The following is a 19,775-nucleotide window of genomic DNA, read 5'->3' as shown; positions in this document are numbered from 1 at the left end:
CGACCAACCGCACGAGCAGGCGCGTGATCTGACCGGCGCTGCCGGACCTGGTGTGCCGCGCCTGGCCCGGTTCGAGCGTTGACGGCCTGTGCGGCCCATCCAGCTACCGGAGGTTCGCCAGAGTGACGACCCGGCCCACTCCGTTGACGACCGGCGAATTCCTCAAGAAGCGCGCCCAGGACAAGGAACGTCGGGAGCTTCGCGGCGGTGACGCGGACGCGTTTCGGCGGCTGGACGCTCGGGAGTTCAGCCGCTTGCTCTCCAGGGCGTGCGCGGACGGCCTGTTGCCCGAGCTGTTCGCCGCCGAGGTCACCCGGCGAGCCGGGGCGGGCCGGTTGCGGACGCGGGACCTGCGGGCTCTTCTGCTGGACAGCACGATTGCGCACGCGCAGGTGCAGCCGGCCCGGTCGGCCGCGTGGACGGCGCTGGCCTCGGCTCCGGAGCGTGCCACTGCTGTTCTCACCTCGCAGGCCCAGGCGGTGGACGCGGTGTTCGTGCTGCGCACGTTGCCGGCCAGGGACGGGTTGGGCCGCTTCGGGGCGCAGGCCGGGTGGCGTACGCCTGAGGGGTTCGTTCACGGCATCGCCGCCTACGCCGACCAGCGCAAGGCGGCCCAGCACCGCGCCGCGGTGAGCCTGCTCGGGCATCTGTGCGCGGTTCAGCGGGTGGTGCAGGAGTCGGGCGATGGCCCGGAATGGGAACCAGTCGGAGCTGGCGGCAACGTGTCTGTGGCGCTTGCGGCCGTGCTGCCTGCGGACGGCTTCCATGCGCAGCTGCAGCAGGCGTGCGCGCAGGCCGCCGTGGCGCCGGTCCTGGTGGCGGAGATCGCGGCCCGGGCCAGGGCCGGCATGCTGGACCCGCGTGACCTTTACCTGGTGCTCTTCCAGGCGCCGGCGCCGCAGTGGGAGCCGGCGCGCCGGGCCATCCTGGACGCGATCGCCGCCGGCGGAGGGGCCGCGCCGGCGATCCTCAACCTCCACGCGGGCGCTACCGGGCAGCCCGCCCCGGTCTACGAGGACACCGTCATTCCTGGAGCCACCCAGGAGACGATGCGGTTCCAGGCGCGTGTGACCTATGACCCCGGCACCGGTCTCCTGCTCGCCGACAGCGGGCCGGGAAGCACTCCCGGCGCTCGGCCGCGGCCGCCGTCCTGGCCCAGCTGGCCGGGCTGCCGCTGCCCTCGCGCGTACCAGAGCCGGGGACCTCGGTGGGGCCGCTTGCGCCCGATCGGAATCCGGTCAGCGCGTTGAACGAGCTCGCGCAGGTCGAGTTGATCACCGGCTTGGCCTTCGAGGTCTCGCCCGGGTTCAGCGGCAAACAGCCGCTGTTCACGTGCCGGGCCACCTGCCGCTTCAAGGGCCGGGATCTCGAGACGGCGGGAGAGGGGTTGAGCAAGGGCGCGGCCCGCGAGCAGGCGGCCCGCGCGCTGCTGGCCCTGATCGTCGCCGACGATGAGCCCCGGCCGGCCGCGCCGGTCCAGGCGGTGCCCGCGATCAAGCCATTGGCTCCGGGCAAGGACCCCCTCGGCGCACTGAACTCCTTACAGCAGACCGGCGTCATCACCGACGTCGAGCCGGACTACTCGATGACAGGCCCGGCGCATCGGCCGCGGTTCCTGTGCACCCTGTCGTGCCGCTACCAGGACCAGACCGTCCAGGCCCAGGGGCGCGCGACGAGCAAGCGCGCCTCCTATCAGGACGCCGTGCGAGCGCTGCTCGACCGGCTCACGCTGGTACCCGCCGGCCCTGCCGCGCAAGCCGAGGACGCAGCGCCGGAACCGGCCAAGCCCGCGTGCGTGCCGCACCAGCGCGCCGCTCCTGCTGCGGGAACGCCCGCCCAGACGCTGCTGCCCGTGCGGCTGCTGCAATCCGTCCTTCGGGCGGGCGCCGCCGTGACCGCGGACCTAAGTGGCAGCGCCGCCCGCCTGCTGGTCTACCACCCCGACGGCAGCCCTCTGCCGGACACCGACCCGCCCGCGCCGCTGCCGGCCGAAAGCGTCGAGCTGGTGCTGCCAGGGATGGGCGTCGGAGTGCGCGCCCAAGCGGTCCCGGTGTGGCCAGTGCCGCTGAGGCTGCTGTGCGGGGTGCTGGCCCGACTGGACGGTGACGGCCTGCACCCCAGTGCGCAGACATGGCGGGCCGTCATCCGCCTGGGCCTTGAGGCCATCGTCGACGAACGCGTGTACCCGGGCACCGACTCCACCGGCTGCGACGCCTGGCACCTGGGGCCCCTCACCGCAGGGCAGCAGGCCACCGCTGCCGATCTCGCCGCGGCGATGCCCCCGTACGCGCACTGCGTCCCCGCCGCCCGCAACCCGTACCGCCTGTGTGCGCCACGCATCGTGGTGCGTCGCGTCCTGGACGCTCTGGCCGACGCGGTCGTGCGTGGCCCGGGAACCGCGTACGCGCTCGGCTCAGCCTCCTACACAGCCCCCTCACGGCGCCCGCAGAGTCCGGACCTGGTGGCGTGGACCGACCAGATCACCACAATCCTCGACCCCCGCCCGCCGCTCGGCCTGGTCGTGACGATCAAGCCGCCGCCGGCGAACAGCCCTGAGGACACCGAGCTGCTGTGGGCGGTGCTGCGAATCAGGACCGCCTCGCCCGGCGGCGAGCCCCGGCTCATCGACGCCGCCGAATACCTGCCCGAAAGCGGCGCCGAGCCGGGCCAGCTGGAGCGGGTCCGCCGGTCGCTGCGCGCCGCCGCCCGCCTCTGGCCGCCGCTGCAGCGACTCCTGGAGCAGGACCACCCGTCCAGGTTCACGTTGCGCGCCGCCGAAGCCGCGCTGCTGCTCGGCGAGATGGGCCAGCACCTGGCCCGGTCCGGCATCGAGATCACCTGGCCCGAGCAGTGGGCCCGCGCCCTGGGCGTGCGCGCGCTGATCGGCACCCGCTCCACCCCCGACACCTGCGAGCCTGCCTTCGGTCTGGACAACGTCCTGGACTTCCGCTGGCAGCTGACCGTCGACGGTGACGGCCTGACCGATGCCGAGATGGACGCTCTGGCCGCCGCCGGCCGCGCCCTTGTCCACCTGCGAGGCCGCTGGCTGCTGATCACCGAGCAAACCGCCCGCCGCGCAGCGGAGCGCGACCTTGGCACGCTCCCCGCGGCTGAGGCACTGACCGCAGCCTTGACCGGCAGCCTCACCGTCGACGGCGACGTGGTGGCCTGCGAGCCGACCGACGCGCTGGCCGACCTGGTGGAGTTCCTGCGCGTCGGCTCCCACCAGCCCATCTCCACGCCCGCCGCGCTGAAGGCGACGCTGCGCGACTACCAGAGGCGGGGACTGGCCTGGCTTGCCAACATCACCCGCCTCGGCTTCGGCGCGTGCCTGGCCGACGACATGCGCACCGGCAAGAGCATCACCGCCATCGCCCTGCACCGCCGCGAGCAGGCCGAACGCGCCGCACCGACTCTGATCATCTGCCCGGCCTCCATGCTCGCCACCTGGGAACGCGAGATCGCCCGCTTCGCCCCGGCCACCCCCACCCGCCGCTACCACGGCGACGGCCGCACCCTCGACGGCCTGAGCGGCGACGAGGTCGTCATCACCACCTACGGCACCCTGCGCCGCGACGCCGACACCCTCGCCGCGCAGCCGTACGACCTCATCGTCGCCGACGAAGCCCAGCAGGCCAAAAACCACCGCTCGCTGACCGCCCAGCAACTACGCCGCCTGAGCGCCACGGCCCGCATCGCGCTGACCGGCACCCCCGTCGAGAACAGCTTCATGGAGGCCTGGTCGGTCCTGGACTGGACGAACCCCGGCCTGTTCGGCACCTACCGCACCTTCAGAGACCGCTATGCCCGCCCCATCGAGCAAGACCCCGAAGGCGAAGACGCCCGTCGCCTGGCCCGCGTGTTCGCCCCCTTCATACTCCGGCGCCGCAAGAGCGACCCGCACATCCTCAAGGAACTTCCCCCGAAGGTCACCACCCGCCGCTACGTGGCCCTCACCCGCGAGCAGGTCGGCCTGTATGAGGCGGTCGCGCGCCAGACCATGGAGCAGATCCGCGCCGCGGGGCCCGGCGAGCGCCGCGCCCTGGTCCTCACCCTGCTCACGCAACTGCGCCAGATCTGCAACACCCCCGCCCACTACCTGCGCCAGAGCCCGGACCCGCATCGCTACGACCCAGACGGCGAGCGGCGGCGCTCGGGCAAGCTCACCGCGGTCGACGAGCTCCTGTCTCAGATCACCGCGGCGGGCGAGTCGGCGCTGGTGTTCACCAACTACACCGCCATGGGCCAGCTGCTGGTGACCCACCTTCGCGCCCAGGGCATCGAGCCGTTGTTCCTCCACGGCCAGATCCCGCCCGGGCAGGCCCGCCAGGACCTCGTCGACGCCTTCCAGGCCCGCCGCACACCGGTCATGATCCTCACGGTGAGGGCAGGCGGCACCGGTCTGACCCTGACCGAAGCCAGCCACGTCATCATGTTCGACCGGCCCTGGAACCCCGCCGTGGAGACCCAGGCCATCGAGAGCCCACCGCATCGGTCAAGCCCGCACCCTGGAAGTTCACCTGATGCAGACCGAGCTGACGATCGAGGACCGCATCGACGCCCTCCTGGAACGCAAGCGCGCCTTGGCCGACGCCGTCTTGGCAAGCGGAGAGACCGCCCTGGCTGACCTGTCGGACACCGAACTCGCCGAACTCATCGCCCTGGGAGCCCGCCCGTGACCGACACCACCTCACCGTGGGCCCTGGCCTGGGAGATGGCCCACAAGCAAGCCACCGGCAGCCCCGCCACCCTCCTGCAGGGCTACAACATCTACCTCGCCGGCGGCGTCCCCGCCGGCCTGAACTCCCAGCCCGGACAGATCAGCGCCGTCATCACCCCCCGCCACGGCGAACCCGCCCGCGCCACCATCCGCATCGCCCCACTCAGCCGACAGCAACAGCAGGCACTCGCCGCGGCCCTGACCCACAGCCGCCACAAGAGCGCCGTGCTGAAGGGCCAACTACCCGCCGCACTCGCCGACCCCGCCCACACCGGCGACGTCCCCATCGCCCCCGGCGCCGCCCAGCTGACCTTCGCCTGCGACTGCCAGCAAGCACCGTGCCAGCAGCTGACCGACCTGCTTCAAGCACCGGACCCCACCGCGGCAGCGCCCGAAAAGCACGAGCGGCCCCGCACACCGCCACGCCCGACAGGCTCCTACATCGCCACCAGGCCTACCAAAACCGGGAGCACAGCACACCGCCGCCTTCCTCGCGCGAAGCCGCCGTCAGCGGCGACGCGTCCACGGCGAGCTTCGCGGCAATGGAACTGCCCGAGCCGCCGGCACCCGCACCCTCGCTGCAGCTGCTTCGCCACCTCGTGACCGAAGCCGCCCGCCAGGCCCAGCAGCTCCTGACCGAGGGCACCCTGCTCGAGACGGACCCGGTCGCCGACGCCGTACGCCTGACCGCTTCCCTGCCGGCCGGGACGCGTGCCGAGATCGTGGCCCACCGGCTCGACATAGAACCGCAGGCCTTCCGCCGACTCCTGAACACCTATGCGCTGGCCGGCGCCCCCGGCGTCCGCGCCACCCGCCACCTCTACCCCGACGACCCCCAGGTCCTCCAGCAGGCCGCCGCAGCCATCACCCCGCTACGTCCGGACTCGGCCGCTCCGCTGACCACCGCCGACAACCGCGTCACCGACCCCACCGCCGACATTGAGATCCGCCACGGACATGACGGCAGGTGGTACCCCTTCGCCGCCGCCGGCCACGACTGGCAGCTCATCGCCGCTCCCAGCGACGACCCGGCCGGCGCATATCAGGACGCGCTCACCGCCCTCAACGCCCGCGCGCGCCCACGACGATGAAGCCCACGACCGCATGGCTCCACCCATCTGTGGGCTTCACCGTGCCCCTGCTCGCCGAAGGAAGCGGACCATCCCACCTGCCCGAGGCTCGACACCTTCCCTCCGCCGAACTTCCGTTCGAGCCCTTACCCTGACGTCACAGCGCTGCAGGCGGGGAGTTTTTGCAGCTTAGGCCGAGATGACCGTGGCATCAGCGGCGCAGGATTGATTGGGGTCCGTGCCCAAGCTGCTCCAGGGGTAGCGGGCCACGCGCTGTCCACGATGGGGTTGCGTTCGAAGGTGTGATCGGGGAACGATTCGCGGACGTGCAAGCGCGCTCCGCATGGGCCCTCCACTCGGGTCGCTGCGACCACCGGAAAGGTAGCTGATAGTTACATCTCCGGATCGGTACGTGTCGGTAACGGCTTGGCCGTACCGCGGGGTAGCCGTGTCATCACGGATCACTGTTTCTCTCGTTCTTCTGGGGCGGATCGGGAGAAAGGATCCCAGCCGATGCGGAGAGAGTGGGGGCTGGAGGACCTCATCGAGTGCTGGACGCTGGATGAGACCGAGGCCGAAAGACCGGGGCGACTCGTCTGGGCTTTGCCCTGATGCTGAAGTTCTTTGAGCAGGAGGCACGGTACCCGCGCCGGGAGGATGTTCCCAAGGCTGCGGTCGACTACGTGGTCGGGCAGGTCAAGGTGGATGGCGGGCTGTTTGCCGCCTACGACTTCGCCTCCCGTCAGGCGACCAACCATCGCTCCCAGATCCGGGAGTTCTACGGGTTCCGGGAGCCGACGGTCGCTGACGAGGACAAGCTGATCTTCTGGCTGGGGCGCGACATGTGCCCGGTGGAGACCTCGCGCGAGCGGCTGCGGGCGGCCCTGCTTGCCCGCTGCCGTGAGGAACGGATGGAACCTCCCACCCCCAAGCAAGTCGAGCGGCTGGTGGGCGCGGCCGAGGCGATGTTCGAGCGCGAGTTCACCACCGTCACAATGGAGCGGCTGCCGGTCGCGGCGGTGACCGCGCTGCAGGAGCTCATCAAGGTCCCCGACCCAGACCCTAATGGTGAGGGTGATGGCCGGGACGGCGGCGGCGCGGGGATGCGCAGTTTCTTGCAGGAGCTGAAGGAGGACCCAGGGCCGCTGCAGTTGGAGACGCTGCTGGCCGAGATCGGCAAGCTGGAGCGGGTCAAGGCGATCGGCCTGCCGGAGACGCTGTTCGAGGGCACCTCGGAGAAGGTCGTGGAGGCCTGGCGAGCGCGGGCGATGAGGATGTACCCCTCCGACTTCGCGGCTGCCCCGCCGCGGGTGTGCATGACGCTGCTGGCGGCGCTGTGCTGGGTGCGCAAGACCGAGATGATCGACGGTCTGGTGGAGCTGCTGATCCAGCTCGTGCACAAGATCAGCGTGCGGGCCGAGAAGAAGGTCGAGAACGAGATCAGCACCGAGTTCCGGCGCGTGCACGGCAAGCACGGCATCTTGGCCCGACTGGCCCAGGCCGCGCTGGACCTGCCCGAGGAGCTCGTCCGCACGGCGATCTACCCGGTGGTCGGTGCTGACACGCTGACCGACATCGTGGCCGAGGCCAAGGCGAACGAGAAGGCATTCAACGCCCGGGTGCGGACCAAGCTGCGCGGTTCCTATTCGCGCCATTACCGGCGCGGGCTGCCCAAGCTGCTGCGCGCGCTGGTCTTTCGGTGCAACAACGCCGCCTTCCAGCCCGTGATGGACGCGCTGAAGCTGCTGGACCGCTACGACGGCTCCGAGGCCGTCTTCTACGACGGCGCCGAGTTGGTGCCGCTGGAGCATGTGGTGCCCGAAGACTGGCAGGAGGCCGTGGTCGACGAGCGCGGCCGCGTCGAACGGATCCCGTATGAGCTGTGCGTGCTGGTCGCACTACGCAAGGCGATCCGGCGGCGGGAGATCTGGGCCGAGGGCGCCAAGATCTGGCGCAACCCTGACGATGATCTGCCGGCCGACTTCGACGACAACCGCGACGTGCACTACGAGGCTCTGGTCAAACCTCGTGATCCGGCCGCCTTCATCGCCGACCTGCAGCGCCGCCACACCGCCGCCCTGGACCGGCTGAATACGGCGATGCGCAAGGGCACCGCGGGCGGGGTGAAGATCACCCGCAAGAAAGGCGAGCCGTGGATCAGCGTGCCGCCGATCGACAAGCAGGAGGAGCCGGCCAGTCTGAAGGCGCTCAAGCAGGAGATCTCCCACCGGTGGGGCGTGATCGACCTGCTGGACGTGCTCAAGGACGTCGCCCACGTCACCGGCTACACCGCCGCCTTCACCTCGGTCGCCTCGCGCACCATCACTGATCCGGCGGTGCTGCAAAGACGGCTGCTGCTGTGCCTGTACGGACTGGGGACGAACGTCGGGATCAAGCGGGTCGCCGACGGCGTGGCCGCGGCTGCGGTGCCCGGGACCAGATCGACAACGAGGCGGCGCTGCGCCGTACCCGCCGGCTGTTCATCAACCGTGACAACCTGCGCGAGGCGATCCGCACGCTGGTCAACGCCACCCTCGCCGTACGCGACGTCGGGCTATGGGGGCCGGGTACCTCGTGCGCGTCGGACTCGCGCAAGTTCGGCTCCTGGGCGGCCAACATCATGACGGAGTGGCATCAGCGCTACGGTGGGCCGGGGGTCATGGTGTACTGGCATGTCGAACGCAAGAGTGTGTGCATCTACAGTCAGGTGACGTCCACCACCGCCTCCGAGGTGGCCTCGATGATCGAGGGCCTGCTGCGGCACCTGACCGACGCGGAGATCGACCGCCAGTACACCGACACGCACGGCGCCTCGATCGTCGGGTTCGCCTTTTCGGAGCTGCTGGACTTCAACCTGCTGCCGCGGTTGAAGAACATCGGCTCGGCGAGGCTGTACCGGCCAGGGATCGGGGAGGATGAGGCGTGGCCGGCGCTGGAGGCGGTGCTGTCGCACAAGACGATCGACTGGGCTGTGATCGCCCGCCACTACGACCAGATGATCAAGCACGCGACCGCGCTCAGGCTACGCACCGCCGAGTCCCACCAGATGCTGCGCCGCTTCACCCGCGGCGGCCCCAAGCACCCCACCTACCAGGCCATCGAAGCTCGGCCGCGTCGTCAGAACCATCTTTATCTGCGACTATCTCGCCGATGGGGAGCTCAGACGGGAGATCAACGAGGGGTTGAACGTGGTGGAGAACTTCAACTCCGCCAGTAAGGACCTCTTCTACGGCAAGGCGGGTGACCTGACCGGTGACGACCGCGAACACGCCGAGGTCTCGGCGCTGGCGTTGCACCTGGTCGCCGCAGCGATCGCCTACCTGAACACGGTGATGATCCAGATCGTGCTGCGCGATCCGGCCTGGCAGCGGCGGCTCACTCCGGCCGACCGGCGGGGCCTGTCGGCCCTGTTCTGGACCCACCTGAACCTGTACGGGCGCTTCGAGCTCGACATGAACCGCCATCTGGAGTTGGAAGCTGCTGTCGCCCCTGCGCCGAAGTGACCAGCGCAGGAGGGCGCGCACGGACGCGTTCACCGCACGCCGGTGCGCGCTCCGGTCTTAAGTAGCTGGTCAACTCTGGGCCTGCCCGACGCCCTGTGCAGCCTCGGCCACCTCCTGCTCTGTGGCTGCGACGTGGCTGCGACCGCTGTCAGGCGGATCGCCCTTCCGGCTCTGCGGTGTCGGTGCTGGGCTCCTTGATCACGAGGGGCAGCAGTTCCCACGCGTCGACGGCGTAGCCGAGGCGCGCGCCCGGCGCGCTGCGGGCCTGTAGCCGCCATGGGCCGTCGCCGGTTGGGTAGCAGCGCAGGGTGAGCGCCTGGCCGGTGGTGGACAGGAAGATCTCGGCGATGGAGTGGTCGACGACCACGCGCAGGTCGACCGGCTCGCCGTTGGGGCAGGGCATCCGGTAGGCGCCGCCGCGGGCCCGCGAGTCCAGTGAAGCGCGGTCGCGGTCGACGACCAGTACGCCCGCCACCGGGTCGAGGCGGATGTCGAGGTACTCGGAGCCGTCTGCGGTGGTCAGCAGCCGCAGACCGGCTTCCCCGGTCGGCTCCAGTCGGGCCGTCAGGTCGAAGGCGCGGCCGACGCCGCCGAGGTCCACCGGCTCCGGGCCGTGGGCGGTACCCGTGGCGCGGACGGTGTGCTCGCCGCGCAGTGTGAGCAGTTCGGCGGCGGGCTGCTGGTGCAGCGTGCCGTCGTCGGTGAGTGTGATTTCGCGTGGGAGGGTAAGCAGTCCGGCCCATCCTGCTGCGGCGGCCCATGATGCGTCGCGGGCTTCCCAGGACCAGCCCCACAGCAGCCATCGGCCGCCCGGTGCGCGCAGCAGGGCGGGCGCGTAGCAGTCCGGGCCGTGGTCGAGGAGCACGGGTGGGCCGGCCTCGAAGACGTCGCCGTGTTCCTCGCCTACCAGGGCTGTGACGCACTGCGGGCCGTCGTGTTCGTTCCACGCGCTGATGATGAGGGCGCCGCGCCCGGAGCCCGCAGGGAGGTATTGAGGGCACTCCCAGCCCTCCCCGGTACGGGCCTGTGTCCCGGGGATGTCCTGCGACTCCCGAGCGCAGAACGGCCCTTGGTACGACCAGGTCTCCAGGTCGGGCGACTCATACAGCAGGGCCGCGGCGCGGCCGTCGGCGAGTGCGGCGCCGACCAGCATCCGCCAGCGCCCGCCGTCCTGCCAGACGTACGGGTCGCGGTACATGGTGCAGCCGTCGGGCGGCTGCGGGATGAGCAGGTCGCCGCGAGGGCGGAAGGTGCGGCCGCCGTCGTGGGACTCGGCGGTGGTGACCGGCTGGCTCCAGCGGTCGTGGCGGTAGGCGGAGTAGAAGGCGACCAGCCGTTCGCCGTCGGAGATGGCGTTGCCGGAGTAGCAGCCGTCGGCGTCCTCGCTGCCGGGGGTGGGGGTGAGGGCGATGGGCAGCGTCTCCCAGCTCAGCAGGTCGGGGCTGCGGTAGTGGCCCCAGTGCATGTTCGCGTGGTGGCTTCCGTGGGGGTTGTACTGGTAGCAGACGTGGTAGTGGCCGTCGTGGAAGACCAGCCCGTTGGGGTCGTTGATCCAATTACGGGGCGGGCGCAGGTGCGCGACAGGCCGGTAGGAGTCAAAGGGCGTGGGGGACACACACGTGCCTTTCCGAGTATCAGAACGTGTAGGGGAAGGGTCAGCGGAAGGAGCCGGCCACGATTCCCTCGACGAAGTAGCCGGGCGGCGATGAAGATCAGCACACTGAAACCAGGGCGATGATCACTCCGGCCAGCACGATGGAGAGCTATCCCGTTGGCTTGGTAGGCCTGGATGTGCTGGCTCGCCACTGGTGATGGCGGGCGTCTCCGGCAAACGGCTCAGCCCTTCAGACCGGTCAGAGCGATGCCTTCCAGGATCTTGCGCTGGAAGATGAGGAAGATGACGATCACTGGCATGACGGCCACGACCGCCCCGGCCATGACGAGCTGGGGTTGCCCCACGCGGCCGGATACCAGTGCCTGCAGCGCCAGCGGCAGGGTGTACTTCTCCTGGTCCGACAGGATCACCAGCGGCCAGAGCAGGTCGTTCCAGTGGTAGATGAAGCTCGTGATGGTGACCACGGCCAGTGCCGGGCGGGCCAGTGGGAGGGCGAGGGACCAGAAGATCTTGATGCGCGAAGCGCCGTCGAGCATCGCGGCTTCTTCGACTTCCTGCGGGATGGTCAAGAAGAATTGGCGCAGGAGGAAGATGTCGAAGGCCGAGATGACATTCGGCACGATGATGCCGGTGAGGCTGTCGCTCATGCCCAGTTCCTGAGTGATGAACACCTTGGGAATCAGGAGAGCGACGCCGGGAACCATCATGGTCGCCAGCAGCACCATGAACAGGGCGTTGCGGCCGGGAAACTCGATGCGGGCGAAGGCGTAGGCCGCGAGGGCGTCCAGGAGCAGCTTGGCCGGGACCAGGATCACGACCACGATGACGCTGTTGAGGAAGGCGGTGGCGAAGCCGCCGATGCCCAGCACCTGCAGATAGTTGTCGAGCGTGGGGGCCCAGGCGCCGGTGCGGGCGTCTGTGGGGAGCAGGGTGGGCGTCGGGGTGAACACGTCCTGGGGCTGCTTGAACGAGGTAGCGATCATCCAGACGAACGGCGCGAGCGCGGCGACGACCCCGGCGAACAGCACCGCGTAGGCCACCAGCCGCAGTGCCGTGGGGGCGACTCCTCGGCTACGGCGCCGGCGTGCCGGTGGGGCGGCTCTCCTGGATTTCGGAACGCGGCCTTTCGCCAGTGCGGTGTCAACGGACTGCATGCGGGATCACTCCTCGTACTGGCGTGGGAGGACGCGGAACTGCACCGCGGTGATCAAGAGGATGAAGGCGAACAGCAGGAAGGACATGGCGCTGGCCGCGCCCATCCCGCCGTTGCGGAACCCGGCGAGGTACAGGTGCAGCACATAGGTCAACCCGGCGCCCTCCGGGCCGATGTTGCTGCTGAACAACACGTAGACGATGCCGAAGACCTGGAGCGCGGCGATGATCCCGGTGACGGTGAGGAAGAAGGTCGTGGGCCGCAGCAGCGGAAGGGTGATGCTCCACAGCCGCTGGCCGGCGTTGGCGCCGTCGACCTCGGCGGCCTCGTAATAGCTTCGGGGAATGCCCTTCAGCCCGGCCAGGAAGATCAGCATCGCACTGCCGGACTGCCAGGCGGCGATCAAAGCCAGAGCGGGCACCACCGTGCCGGGTGTGCCCAGCCAGTCCGGGCCGTCGATCCCGAAGAACCCCAGGGCGGCATTGATCAGGCCGAACTGCGGGTCGTAGAGCCACTTCCAGATGGCGCCGACGGCTGCCTCAGCGGTGATCACGGGCAGGTAGAACGCGAGGCGGAAGAACGGCTGGCCGCGGCGGATGCCGTCGATCAGGTACGCCTGGACGAAGCCGGTCAGGAGCGAGGCCGGGACGGCGAGCAGGCCGTAGACGAGGGTGACCCGCACGGACTTCCAGAAGTCGGGATACAGGTCGCCGTTGAAGAGCACTTCCTGGTAGTTGACCAGGCCCACCCAGCGTGCCGGCGAGATCATGTCCCACTCCGTGAAGCTGAAGTACAGCGCCGCCGCGGCCGGCAGGAGCATGAACAACAGCGTGTGGAGCATCGCCGGTGTGATGAACATGTAGGCGGTGAGCGCGTCCTTGCCGCGTCGGGCACCCTGCCGGCTGCCCGGCGCGGTGACGCCGGAGCTGCGGGTTCCCATTACCAGGCCAGCAGCTTGCGCGCACGCTCGGCGGCGGTGTTCAGCGCCGTGGCCGGGGCAGCGCCGCCGTCGACGGCCTCCTCGATCGCCTTGGCCAGGTAATCGTCGTTGATCTGGATCCAGTCCTTCACCGACGGTCGCGCCTGTGCGGTCTTGAGCTGATCGAGCACCACCTTGAACTGTGGATCGCCGGCCAGTGTGGACTTGTTCGCGGCCTTGACGTTCGTGGGGAAGTTGCCGGTGATGTCGGCGAACGCCGCGTTGTGGGATTCGCTGGACAGGAACTGGAGCCACTTGAATGCGGCGTCCTTCTGATCCGAGGTGGAGAACACCACGCCGTTGTCACCGCCGATGTTGCTGGCCTCCTTGACCTTGCGCGGCATCGGCGCCACGTCGAACTCCAGCTGCGGGAACTGCTCGCGGATGCCCAGGATGTCCCACGGGCCGGAGAACATCATCGCGGCGAGGCCCTTCTGGAACGGAAGCTCGCTGTTGGTGATCTTCCGGGGCGAGGACTGGAGCAGCCGCCGCCACAGTGCCAGCGCCTCTTGTGCCGGCGGCTCGGTGAAGGTGACCTTCTTGTTCTTTTCATCCAGCATGGTGCCGCCGGCAGAGGCGACGAAGCCCGGGAACACCCAGGCGCCGAACCCGTCGCCCTTCGGCACCGCCACCCCGGCGATGTTGGGTTTCGCCTGGTGCACGCGCTCCGCGGTGGCGACCAGGTCGTCCCAGGTCTGCGGAGGGGTGTCGACCAGTTCCTTGTTGTAGAACAGCACCACGGTGGTCTGCTGCAGGGGGACTCCGTACAGCTTGCCGTTCACCTTGTTGGTGTTCAGCGCGCCTTCGTAGAAGTCTCCCTCGTTGACGGTGCCCGCCGGCACTTCCGCGAGCTGCCCGGAACCGGCGTAGCGGGCCATCTGCGGCTGGTCCAGGTACCCGGCGTCAGGGCCCTTCTTGCCCGCAAGCGCGGAGGCCAGCTTGGTGTTGTAGTCGTCCTTAGGCACCTGGACCAGTTTGATGTCGATGGCCGGATTGGCGGCCTCGAACTCCTTGACCAGCTGCTGGACCTTGGCGGCCTGTTGCGGTGTGGGCTGGTAGTACCAGAAGTCGACGGTGGTGCCTGCAGACACTGCGGACGATCCACAGGCGGCCAGGCTTGCGACCAGGCCAACGGCGGCCACCCCGGCCAGGCTCTTGCGATGCAGTGTCATGACTCCTCCTTGGAGCAGATGTGCGAAAAGGGAACGCGAGGAGGTAGGGGATGGGGGCATTTCGGCAGGACGATGTCCGCCGGGGTGGTCATCCGCCTTGGCGGCGGCGACCGTGCACGTGGCTCGGCTCCGGCAGGAGTGTTTCTCGCTAGGGTTTGCCCGTCGCGGAGGTCGAGCCCCGAACGACGAGAGTGGTCGCAATGGTCCGCGAGAGGGTCGGCGACGGCGATCCGCCCACGTGGTCCAGGAGCAGGCGGGCCGCGGCCTCGCCCATCTCACGTAGCGGCTGACGAACCGTGGTCAGCGCCGGATCCGTGTACGAGGCGACGTCGACGTCGTCGAACCCCACGACGGCGACATCGTCAGGAACGCGAAGGCCTGCCTCGCGCAGCGCGACGAGCGCCCCCGCGGCCAACAGATCGTTGTGCGCGAAGATGGCGTCGAACCTCGCGCCGCCCGCAAGCGCCCGCCGGACGGCGTCCCGGCCGTCGTCAAAGGTGAATTCACCAGGAACGACATGACTGTCGTCGATCGTGATTCCCGCTTCGGAGTAGGCGTCCAGAAAACCGGCCAGCCGCTCCTGGGTGCAGCCGAACTCCTCGGGACCGGACACGACCAGGGGCCGGCGTCGGCCGATGTCGAGCAGGTGTGCCGCCGCCTGCGCGCCCCCTGCCCGGTTCGTCGTGTCGACGTGGGGGAAGACCGGCCGGTGCCCGTGGTCATCGACCATCACCACAGGCAGGCCCGCCGCGTGCAACTCCGTGATGTATCCCAACGTCCCCGGAGGCACGATCACCAGCAGACCGTCGAAGGACTTGGCCGCTACCTGAACCCCCAGCTTCCGCAGCGACTCCTCGCCACGGTTGAACGTGAGGAGTCGAAGACCGAATCCCTCGTTCTCCAGGACGTCGACGACTCCCTGGATGACGGTGCCGATCCAAGGCCAGGTCAGCGACGGAACCAGCATGCCGATCAGTTGCGTGCGGCCACGGGCGAGCCCGACCGCGCCGGCGCTCGGCACGTATCCGAGTTCGGAGATCGCCTGGCGAACCCTCTGCACGGTGTCCTCGCTGAGTTCGCCCTTGTCGTTGAGCACCCGCGAAACGGTCGTCTTGCTGACGCCCGCTCGCGCGGCCACGTCGCCGATGGTGACCGGCATCTCACCTCCTCATATCTCGGCTCCCGGTTAGGAACCGCTCGACACGCCGTCAGTTCCCGAAACCGGTTCCGGAATCGATTTCGTCACCGGTTGCGGTATCGGTTCCGGAACCGGTTTCCGAGCTGTTTCGCGAAGTTAACCATGGTAAGTTCAGGGCGGTCAACAGCATGGCGATCAATCTGGCGCCATCACACCTTCGTCCAAGGGAGGCGGCATTGCGGCAGTCTGTGGTGTATCTGGATGCTGACGCGCCCATGGAGGCCAGGGTCGAGGATCTGCTGGCCCGGATGACGCTGCCGGAGAAGGTCGGCCAGATGTTGCAGCTCGACGCCCGGCGGGATCTGACAGACGTGGTGTCGGCCAAGCTCGCCGGGTCGATCCTCCACGCATCTCCCACGCGGATGCTGGAGGCCGTCGAACTGGCTCGCCGGACACGGCTGGGCATCCCGCTGCTGACGGCCGAGGACTGCATCCACGGTCACTCGTTCTGGCCGGGTGCGACGATCTTCCCCACCCAGCTGGCCATGGCCTGTACGTGGGACCCCGCACAGCTCGAACGGGTCGCCCGTGCCACCGCAACGGAGGTCGCGTCGACGGGGATCCACTGGACGTTCTCGCCGGTGCTGTGCATCGCCCGAGACCTGCGCTGGGGGCGGATCAACGAGACGTTCGGCGAGGACCCCTTCCTGATCGGTGAGCTCGGCGCGGCGATGATCCGCGGTTACCAGGGCGCCGGCCTGGGGGACGCGACCGCCGTGCTGGCCGGCGCCAAGCACTTCGCCGGCTATTCGGAGACACAAGGCGGGCGCGACGCGAGCGAGGCGGACCTGAGCCCGCGCAAGCTACGGTCGTGGTTCCTGCCGCCCTTCCAACGCGCGGTCGAGGCCGGATGCCGGACTGTCATGCTCGGTTACCAGTCGATCGACGGTGTGCCGATCACCGCGAACCGATGGTTGATCAACGACGTGCTCAAGGAGGAGTGGGGCTTCACCGGGACGCTGGTGACCGACTGGGACAACGTCGGCCGGATGGTGTGGGAGCAGCGGGTCTGTGCCGACGACGCCGAGGCGGCAGCGCTCGCCATCCGCTCCGGCAACGATTTCGTGATGAACACGCCGGCGTTCTTCGACGCCGCGCAGGAGGCGGTCTCCCGTGGCCTGGTGGACGAGAAGGAGATCGACAACGCCGTACGGCGGATCCTGCGGCTCAAGTTCGAGCTGGGGCTCTTCGAGAACCCCCGTACCCCGGATCCCGAGCGCCAGGCGGCCGTCATCGGCTGCCGCGCACATGCCGACCTGAACCTCCAGACCGCCCGGCGTTCCCTGGTGCTGCTGCGCAACGACGGCGTCCTGCCACTCGACGGCGGACTGATCGGTGACGGCCAGGGCCGCGCGTCCGCACGGGGCGTCCGGCGGACCATCGCCGTCATCGGCCCCAACGCCGACGACCCGCAAGCGATGCTGGGCGACTGGGCAGGCGCTTCAGGGCAGGTCGACTGGATGCCCGAGGGACATCCGCGCGAGTTGGTGGAAACCGTTCTCGACGGCTTCCGCGCCCTCGTCCCGTCCGACTGGTCGGTGACGCATACGCGCGGCTGCGACATCGAGATTCTCATCCCGGATCCTGCGGGGCCGTTGCTCGACGATGGCCAGCCGAGGCCACCGATCTTCACCCCCGCGCCGGTCGACCAGGAGCTCCTCTCACAGGCCACCGCAGCCGCCCGAGCCGCCGACTACGCGGTGGTGGTGGTCGGCGACACGATCGCACTCACCGGCGAGGGACGCTCGACCGCCACGCTGGACCTCCAGGGCGCCCAGATCGCTCTGCTTGACGCGATCGCCGCCACCGGCACTCCCATGATCGTGGTGCTGGTCCAGTCCAAGCCGAGCACTCTGCCGGACTCCGCTCTGAACGCTGCGGCGCTCATCGAGGCGTTCAACCCCGGCATGCGTGGGGGCCGCGCCGTCGCCGAGCTGGTGCTCGGACTCATCGAGCCCAGCGGGCGGCTGCCGATCTCCTTCGCCCGGCACGCCGGGCAGCAACCGGTCTTCTACAACCAGGTCCGGGGCCAGCACGGCGACCGCTACGCGGACCTCACCCAAGAGCCCCTCTTCGCGTTCGGCGACGGACTGAGCTACACCACCGTGACCTACACCGACCTCACCGTGCGCAACCAGGAGGTGCCCGCCGACGGCACTGTCGAAGCGACAGTACGCCTCGCCAACACCGGCAGCCGCCCAGCCCTCGAAACCGTGCAGGTCTACGTCAGCGACCTCACGACGAGCGTCACCTGGGCCGATCAGGAGCTGAAGGCATTCACACAGGCCGAGATCGCTCCAGGGCAGACCATCGACGTCGACCTCCGCATCCCCGCGTCCCGATGCTCTCTGGTAACCGCCGACGGCCACCGAGTCATCGAACCCGGCGAATTCGAGCTCCGCGTGGGACCCAGCTCACGACGGACACATCACCTGACCGCGCGGTTCCACATACGCCACTGACCCCAAGGCCCCTGGCGGAAGGAACCGGCACGCGTGGACCTCAGTGACGAATACGTTACCTGCGGGCGGCAGCAAGCTCCTGTAACCGCTGTACTCGGCGACTGCTTTGCGCACGCGCCCCGAGACCCGGGTCGCCGACGCCAAGCTCGGCGTGCGCCAAGTTGAGATCCAGCGGTCAGCGCCAGGAGCTATCGACATCGGGGGCCGGCGACCAGGTGGCGGCGCAGCCACTCCAGCTCCTTGCGCGCCTCCGCATGCGGGCGCGGTGGGCGGCCTGGCGGCAGGGCTTGCCGCAGTAGTAACTAATAACCCGCTGGCCGGGTTCATGCTGGCCCGGGCGGCGGCAGGGCTGTCGGACGGGACGATCTCCTCCGACGTGGCGCATCTGGAGCAGGTGCGGACCTGGTTCGGCCGGCCGTTGTGGGAGATGGAACCGGTCGACACCGATACGTACTTCGGCAAGGTGCTGCGCTCCACCGCCAAGGGTGGCACCCGGTTCGCCGCTACACCCCGCGGACGGTGGTCGATCCGGTGGCGCTGCGCAACGAGATCGCGGCGTGCCGCCGGACCGGAACCGCCGGCGTTCGTGGTGAGCTGACCGAGGGGGCCGACTCGGTGGCCACGCGCATTGTCGACGGTAGCGGCTGGGTCGTCGCGGCGCTGTCGGTGGTGCTCCGGGCGGGCTCGGTCAAGCACCAGGCCGCACTGCCGTCGGTCCTGGCGAGTGGCCTGGACATCTCGCGGCAGCTTGGATGGCGACCCGGCATCCGGGTCCGCTAAGGGTGAGACCTTCCGTCGCCGGGAGCGTCACGGGGGCGTGCCGGTGGGCCGGGGCGCGCTGACTCCGGCCCACCGGCGGCCGAACCCTACGAGGCCGGGTAATCCGTGACGTACACCGGCGCGCCGACCTTGGTCGCGTCGGCTGCGTCGCCGACGCCGTTGACGACGTGGTCGATCGTTCCGGCGTTGAGGTTGACGGTCATGATGTGGTGCAGCTTGACGCCCGGGGTCTCCGGAACCTCGAAGCCGTTCTCGGTGTGGATCTGCGGGTTGTTCTGGTTGAAGACGTAGACGCCGCCGCCGTAGAGGCGGTGCGTCTTCACGCGGTCGCCGACTTTGTATCCGGCCCAGCCCTCGATGTCGCCGTTCATCCAGTCGGCCTGGGTCGGCGGGTCGTAGGGCAGCTCGTTCTGGTAGAGGATCGTGGTGCCGTCGTCGCCGTTCCAGATGGTGTTGTACTGCTGGAAGTGCTCGACGAACAGGCCGGTCGCGGTCACGTGGTCGCCGTTGATGACGGCGCCGTTGCGGCCGATGTTGGTCTTCCAGCGCTGGGTGTCGGTGAAGCCCTCGAGTCCGTGGTCGGCGCGCCACACCCAGGTGTGGTCGATGAGCACGTGGTCGCTGTTGACCTCGAGCGCGATGTCGGTCTTGCCGACGTGCGGTCCGCCGACCCGGAAGTACACGTCGGAGAGAGTCGTCGGGTTGTCCGCCGAGCTCCAGCGCGGCCCGTGCTTCTTGCCCACCCTGAGCAGGACCGGCGACTTCTCGAGGCCCGCGTCGATGGTAACGCCGGCGACGACGACCCCGGGGACGTCGGCGACGTCGAGCGGGGTCGAGCCGTGGACGGCGGTGAGTGTGGCGTGCCCGAGACCGAGAACGACCGTGTTCGGGCGCTTGATCTCGATGCTTCGCGCGATGTCGTACACGCCGGGGGTGAGCAGCAGGTGCTTGCCGCGCGCGAGCTGGTTGTTGATGACCTGCACCGGGTCCGACGGCTTCGCGACGAAGAAGTCGGTGATCGGCAGCGGGCGGCCCGGCGTCATGCCGTCGGCCCAGGAGATGCCGCGCGTGTCCTTGCGGGCGGCGGGCACGCGGACTTTGTATCTGCCGTGTGCGTCGGCGT

At 69.3% G+C, this 19,775-nt stretch carries 13 protein-coding genes and 2 pseudogenes; 9 read left to right on the top strand and 6 right to left on the bottom strand.

Translation table 11 applies throughout. From position 1 onward, the window contains the following. The first annotated feature begins 122 nt into the window (after positions 1–122). From AB0H81_RS07530 to AB0H81_RS07505, 6 genes and pseudogenes are all read left to right on the top strand, one after another. A complete protein-coding gene (locus AB0H81_RS07530) occupies positions 123–1,250 on the top strand; it encodes a hypothetical protein (protein WP_358370606.1) in 1,128 nt (375 codons plus the stop codon). Continuing rightward, positions 1,247–4,627, top strand: coding sequence for an SNF2-related protein (locus tag AB0H81_RS07525; RefSeq protein ID WP_358370603.1), 3,381 nt, complete (start codon positions 1,247–1,249; stop codon positions 4,625–4,627). The genes AB0H81_RS07530 and AB0H81_RS07525 overlap by 4 nt, the downstream gene beginning before the upstream one ends. A 48-nt stretch (positions 4,628–4,675) precedes the next feature. After that, positions 4,676–5,323, top strand: coding sequence for a hypothetical protein (locus AB0H81_RS07520; protein WP_358370600.1), 648 nt, complete (start codon positions 4,676–4,678; stop codon positions 5,321–5,323). Beyond that, positions 5,320–5,811, top strand: a complete 492-nt coding sequence (locus AB0H81_RS07515; RefSeq protein ID WP_358370598.1) for a hypothetical protein — start codon at positions 5,320–5,322, stop codon at positions 5,809–5,811. The genes AB0H81_RS07520 and AB0H81_RS07515 overlap by 4 nt, the downstream gene beginning before the upstream one ends. Before the next feature lie 590 nt (positions 5,812–6,401). Next, positions 6,402–8,414: a DUF4158 domain-containing protein gene (locus AB0H81_RS07510; protein ID WP_358370595.1), complete on the top strand. Its 2,013-nt coding sequence runs from the start codon at positions 6,402–6,404 to the stop codon at positions 8,412–8,414. Continuing rightward, a pseudogene (locus AB0H81_RS07505) lies at positions 8,297–9,293 on the top strand (Tn3 family transposase); the annotation flags it as partial. The gene AB0H81_RS07510 and the pseudogene AB0H81_RS07505, both read left to right, overlap by 118 nt. A gap of 148 nt (positions 9,294–9,441) precedes the next feature. Here the strand turns inward: AB0H81_RS07505 and AB0H81_RS07500 are convergent. The 5 genes from AB0H81_RS07500 to AB0H81_RS07480 all read right to left on the bottom strand — a co-directional run bounded on the left by AB0H81_RS07500 (position 9,442) and on the right by AB0H81_RS07480 (position 15,371). Then, on the bottom strand, positions 9,442–10,908 hold the full coding sequence (locus tag AB0H81_RS07500) for a GH32 C-terminal domain-containing protein (RefSeq protein ID WP_358370592.1): 1,467 nt from the start codon (positions 10,906–10,908) through the stop codon (positions 9,442–9,444). Between the two features lie 221 nt (positions 10,909–11,129). Then, on the bottom strand, positions 11,130–11,948 hold the full coding sequence (locus tag AB0H81_RS07495) for a carbohydrate ABC transporter permease (RefSeq protein WP_358370590.1): 819 nt from the start codon (positions 11,946–11,948) through the stop codon (positions 11,130–11,132). A gap of 120 nt (positions 11,949–12,068) precedes the next feature. Beyond that, positions 12,069–13,001, bottom strand: coding sequence for a sugar ABC transporter permease (locus AB0H81_RS07490; RefSeq protein ID WP_358370587.1), 933 nt, complete (start codon positions 12,999–13,001; stop codon positions 12,069–12,071). Beyond that, entirely contained in the window at positions 13,001–14,212 is a 1,212-nt protein-coding gene (locus AB0H81_RS07485; RefSeq protein ID WP_358370585.1) for an ABC transporter substrate-binding protein, read from the bottom strand. The genes AB0H81_RS07490 and AB0H81_RS07485 overlap by 1 nt, the downstream gene beginning before the upstream one ends. Before the next feature lie 148 nt (positions 14,213–14,360). Beyond that, positions 14,361–15,371 (bottom strand): LacI family DNA-binding transcriptional regulator, encoded by a 1,011-nt coding sequence (locus AB0H81_RS07480; protein WP_358370582.1) that lies wholly within the window; start codon positions 15,369–15,371, stop codon positions 14,361–14,363. Positions 15,372–15,586: 215 nt separating this feature from the next. Between AB0H81_RS07480 and AB0H81_RS07475 the strand changes: the two genes are divergently transcribed. From AB0H81_RS07475 to AB0H81_RS07465, 3 genes are all read left to right on the top strand, one after another. Continuing rightward, on the top strand, positions 15,587–17,872 hold the full coding sequence (locus tag AB0H81_RS07475) for a glycoside hydrolase family 3 N-terminal domain-containing protein (RefSeq protein WP_358370580.1): 2,286 nt from the start codon (positions 15,587–15,589) through the stop codon (positions 17,870–17,872). Between the two features lie 265 nt (positions 17,873–18,137). After that, complete coding sequence (locus tag AB0H81_RS07470; RefSeq protein WP_358370826.1) at positions 18,138–18,470, top strand: hypothetical protein; 333 nt, start codon at positions 18,138–18,140, stop codon at positions 18,468–18,470. Continuing rightward, positions 18,392–18,652 carry an IclR family transcriptional regulator C-terminal domain-containing protein gene (locus AB0H81_RS07465; RefSeq protein WP_358370578.1) on the top strand — a complete coding sequence of 87 codons (261 nt, stop codon included), beginning with the start codon at positions 18,392–18,394 and terminating at the stop codon, positions 18,650–18,652. Before AB0H81_RS07470 ends, AB0H81_RS07465 begins: the two co-directional genes overlap by 79 nt. Positions 18,653–18,738: 86 nt before the next feature. Here AB0H81_RS07465 and AB0H81_RS07460 read toward each other — a convergent pair. After that, positions 18,739–19,775 (bottom strand): annotated as a pseudogene (locus AB0H81_RS07460) (adenylyl cyclase); the annotation flags it as partial.

The organism is Nonomuraea sp. NPDC050691, assembly GCF_040654455.1.
Classification (GTDB): Bacteria; Actinomycetota; Actinomycetes; order Streptosporangiales; family Streptosporangiaceae; genus Nonomuraea.
This window is presented reverse-complemented; position numbering and strand designations above follow the sequence as displayed.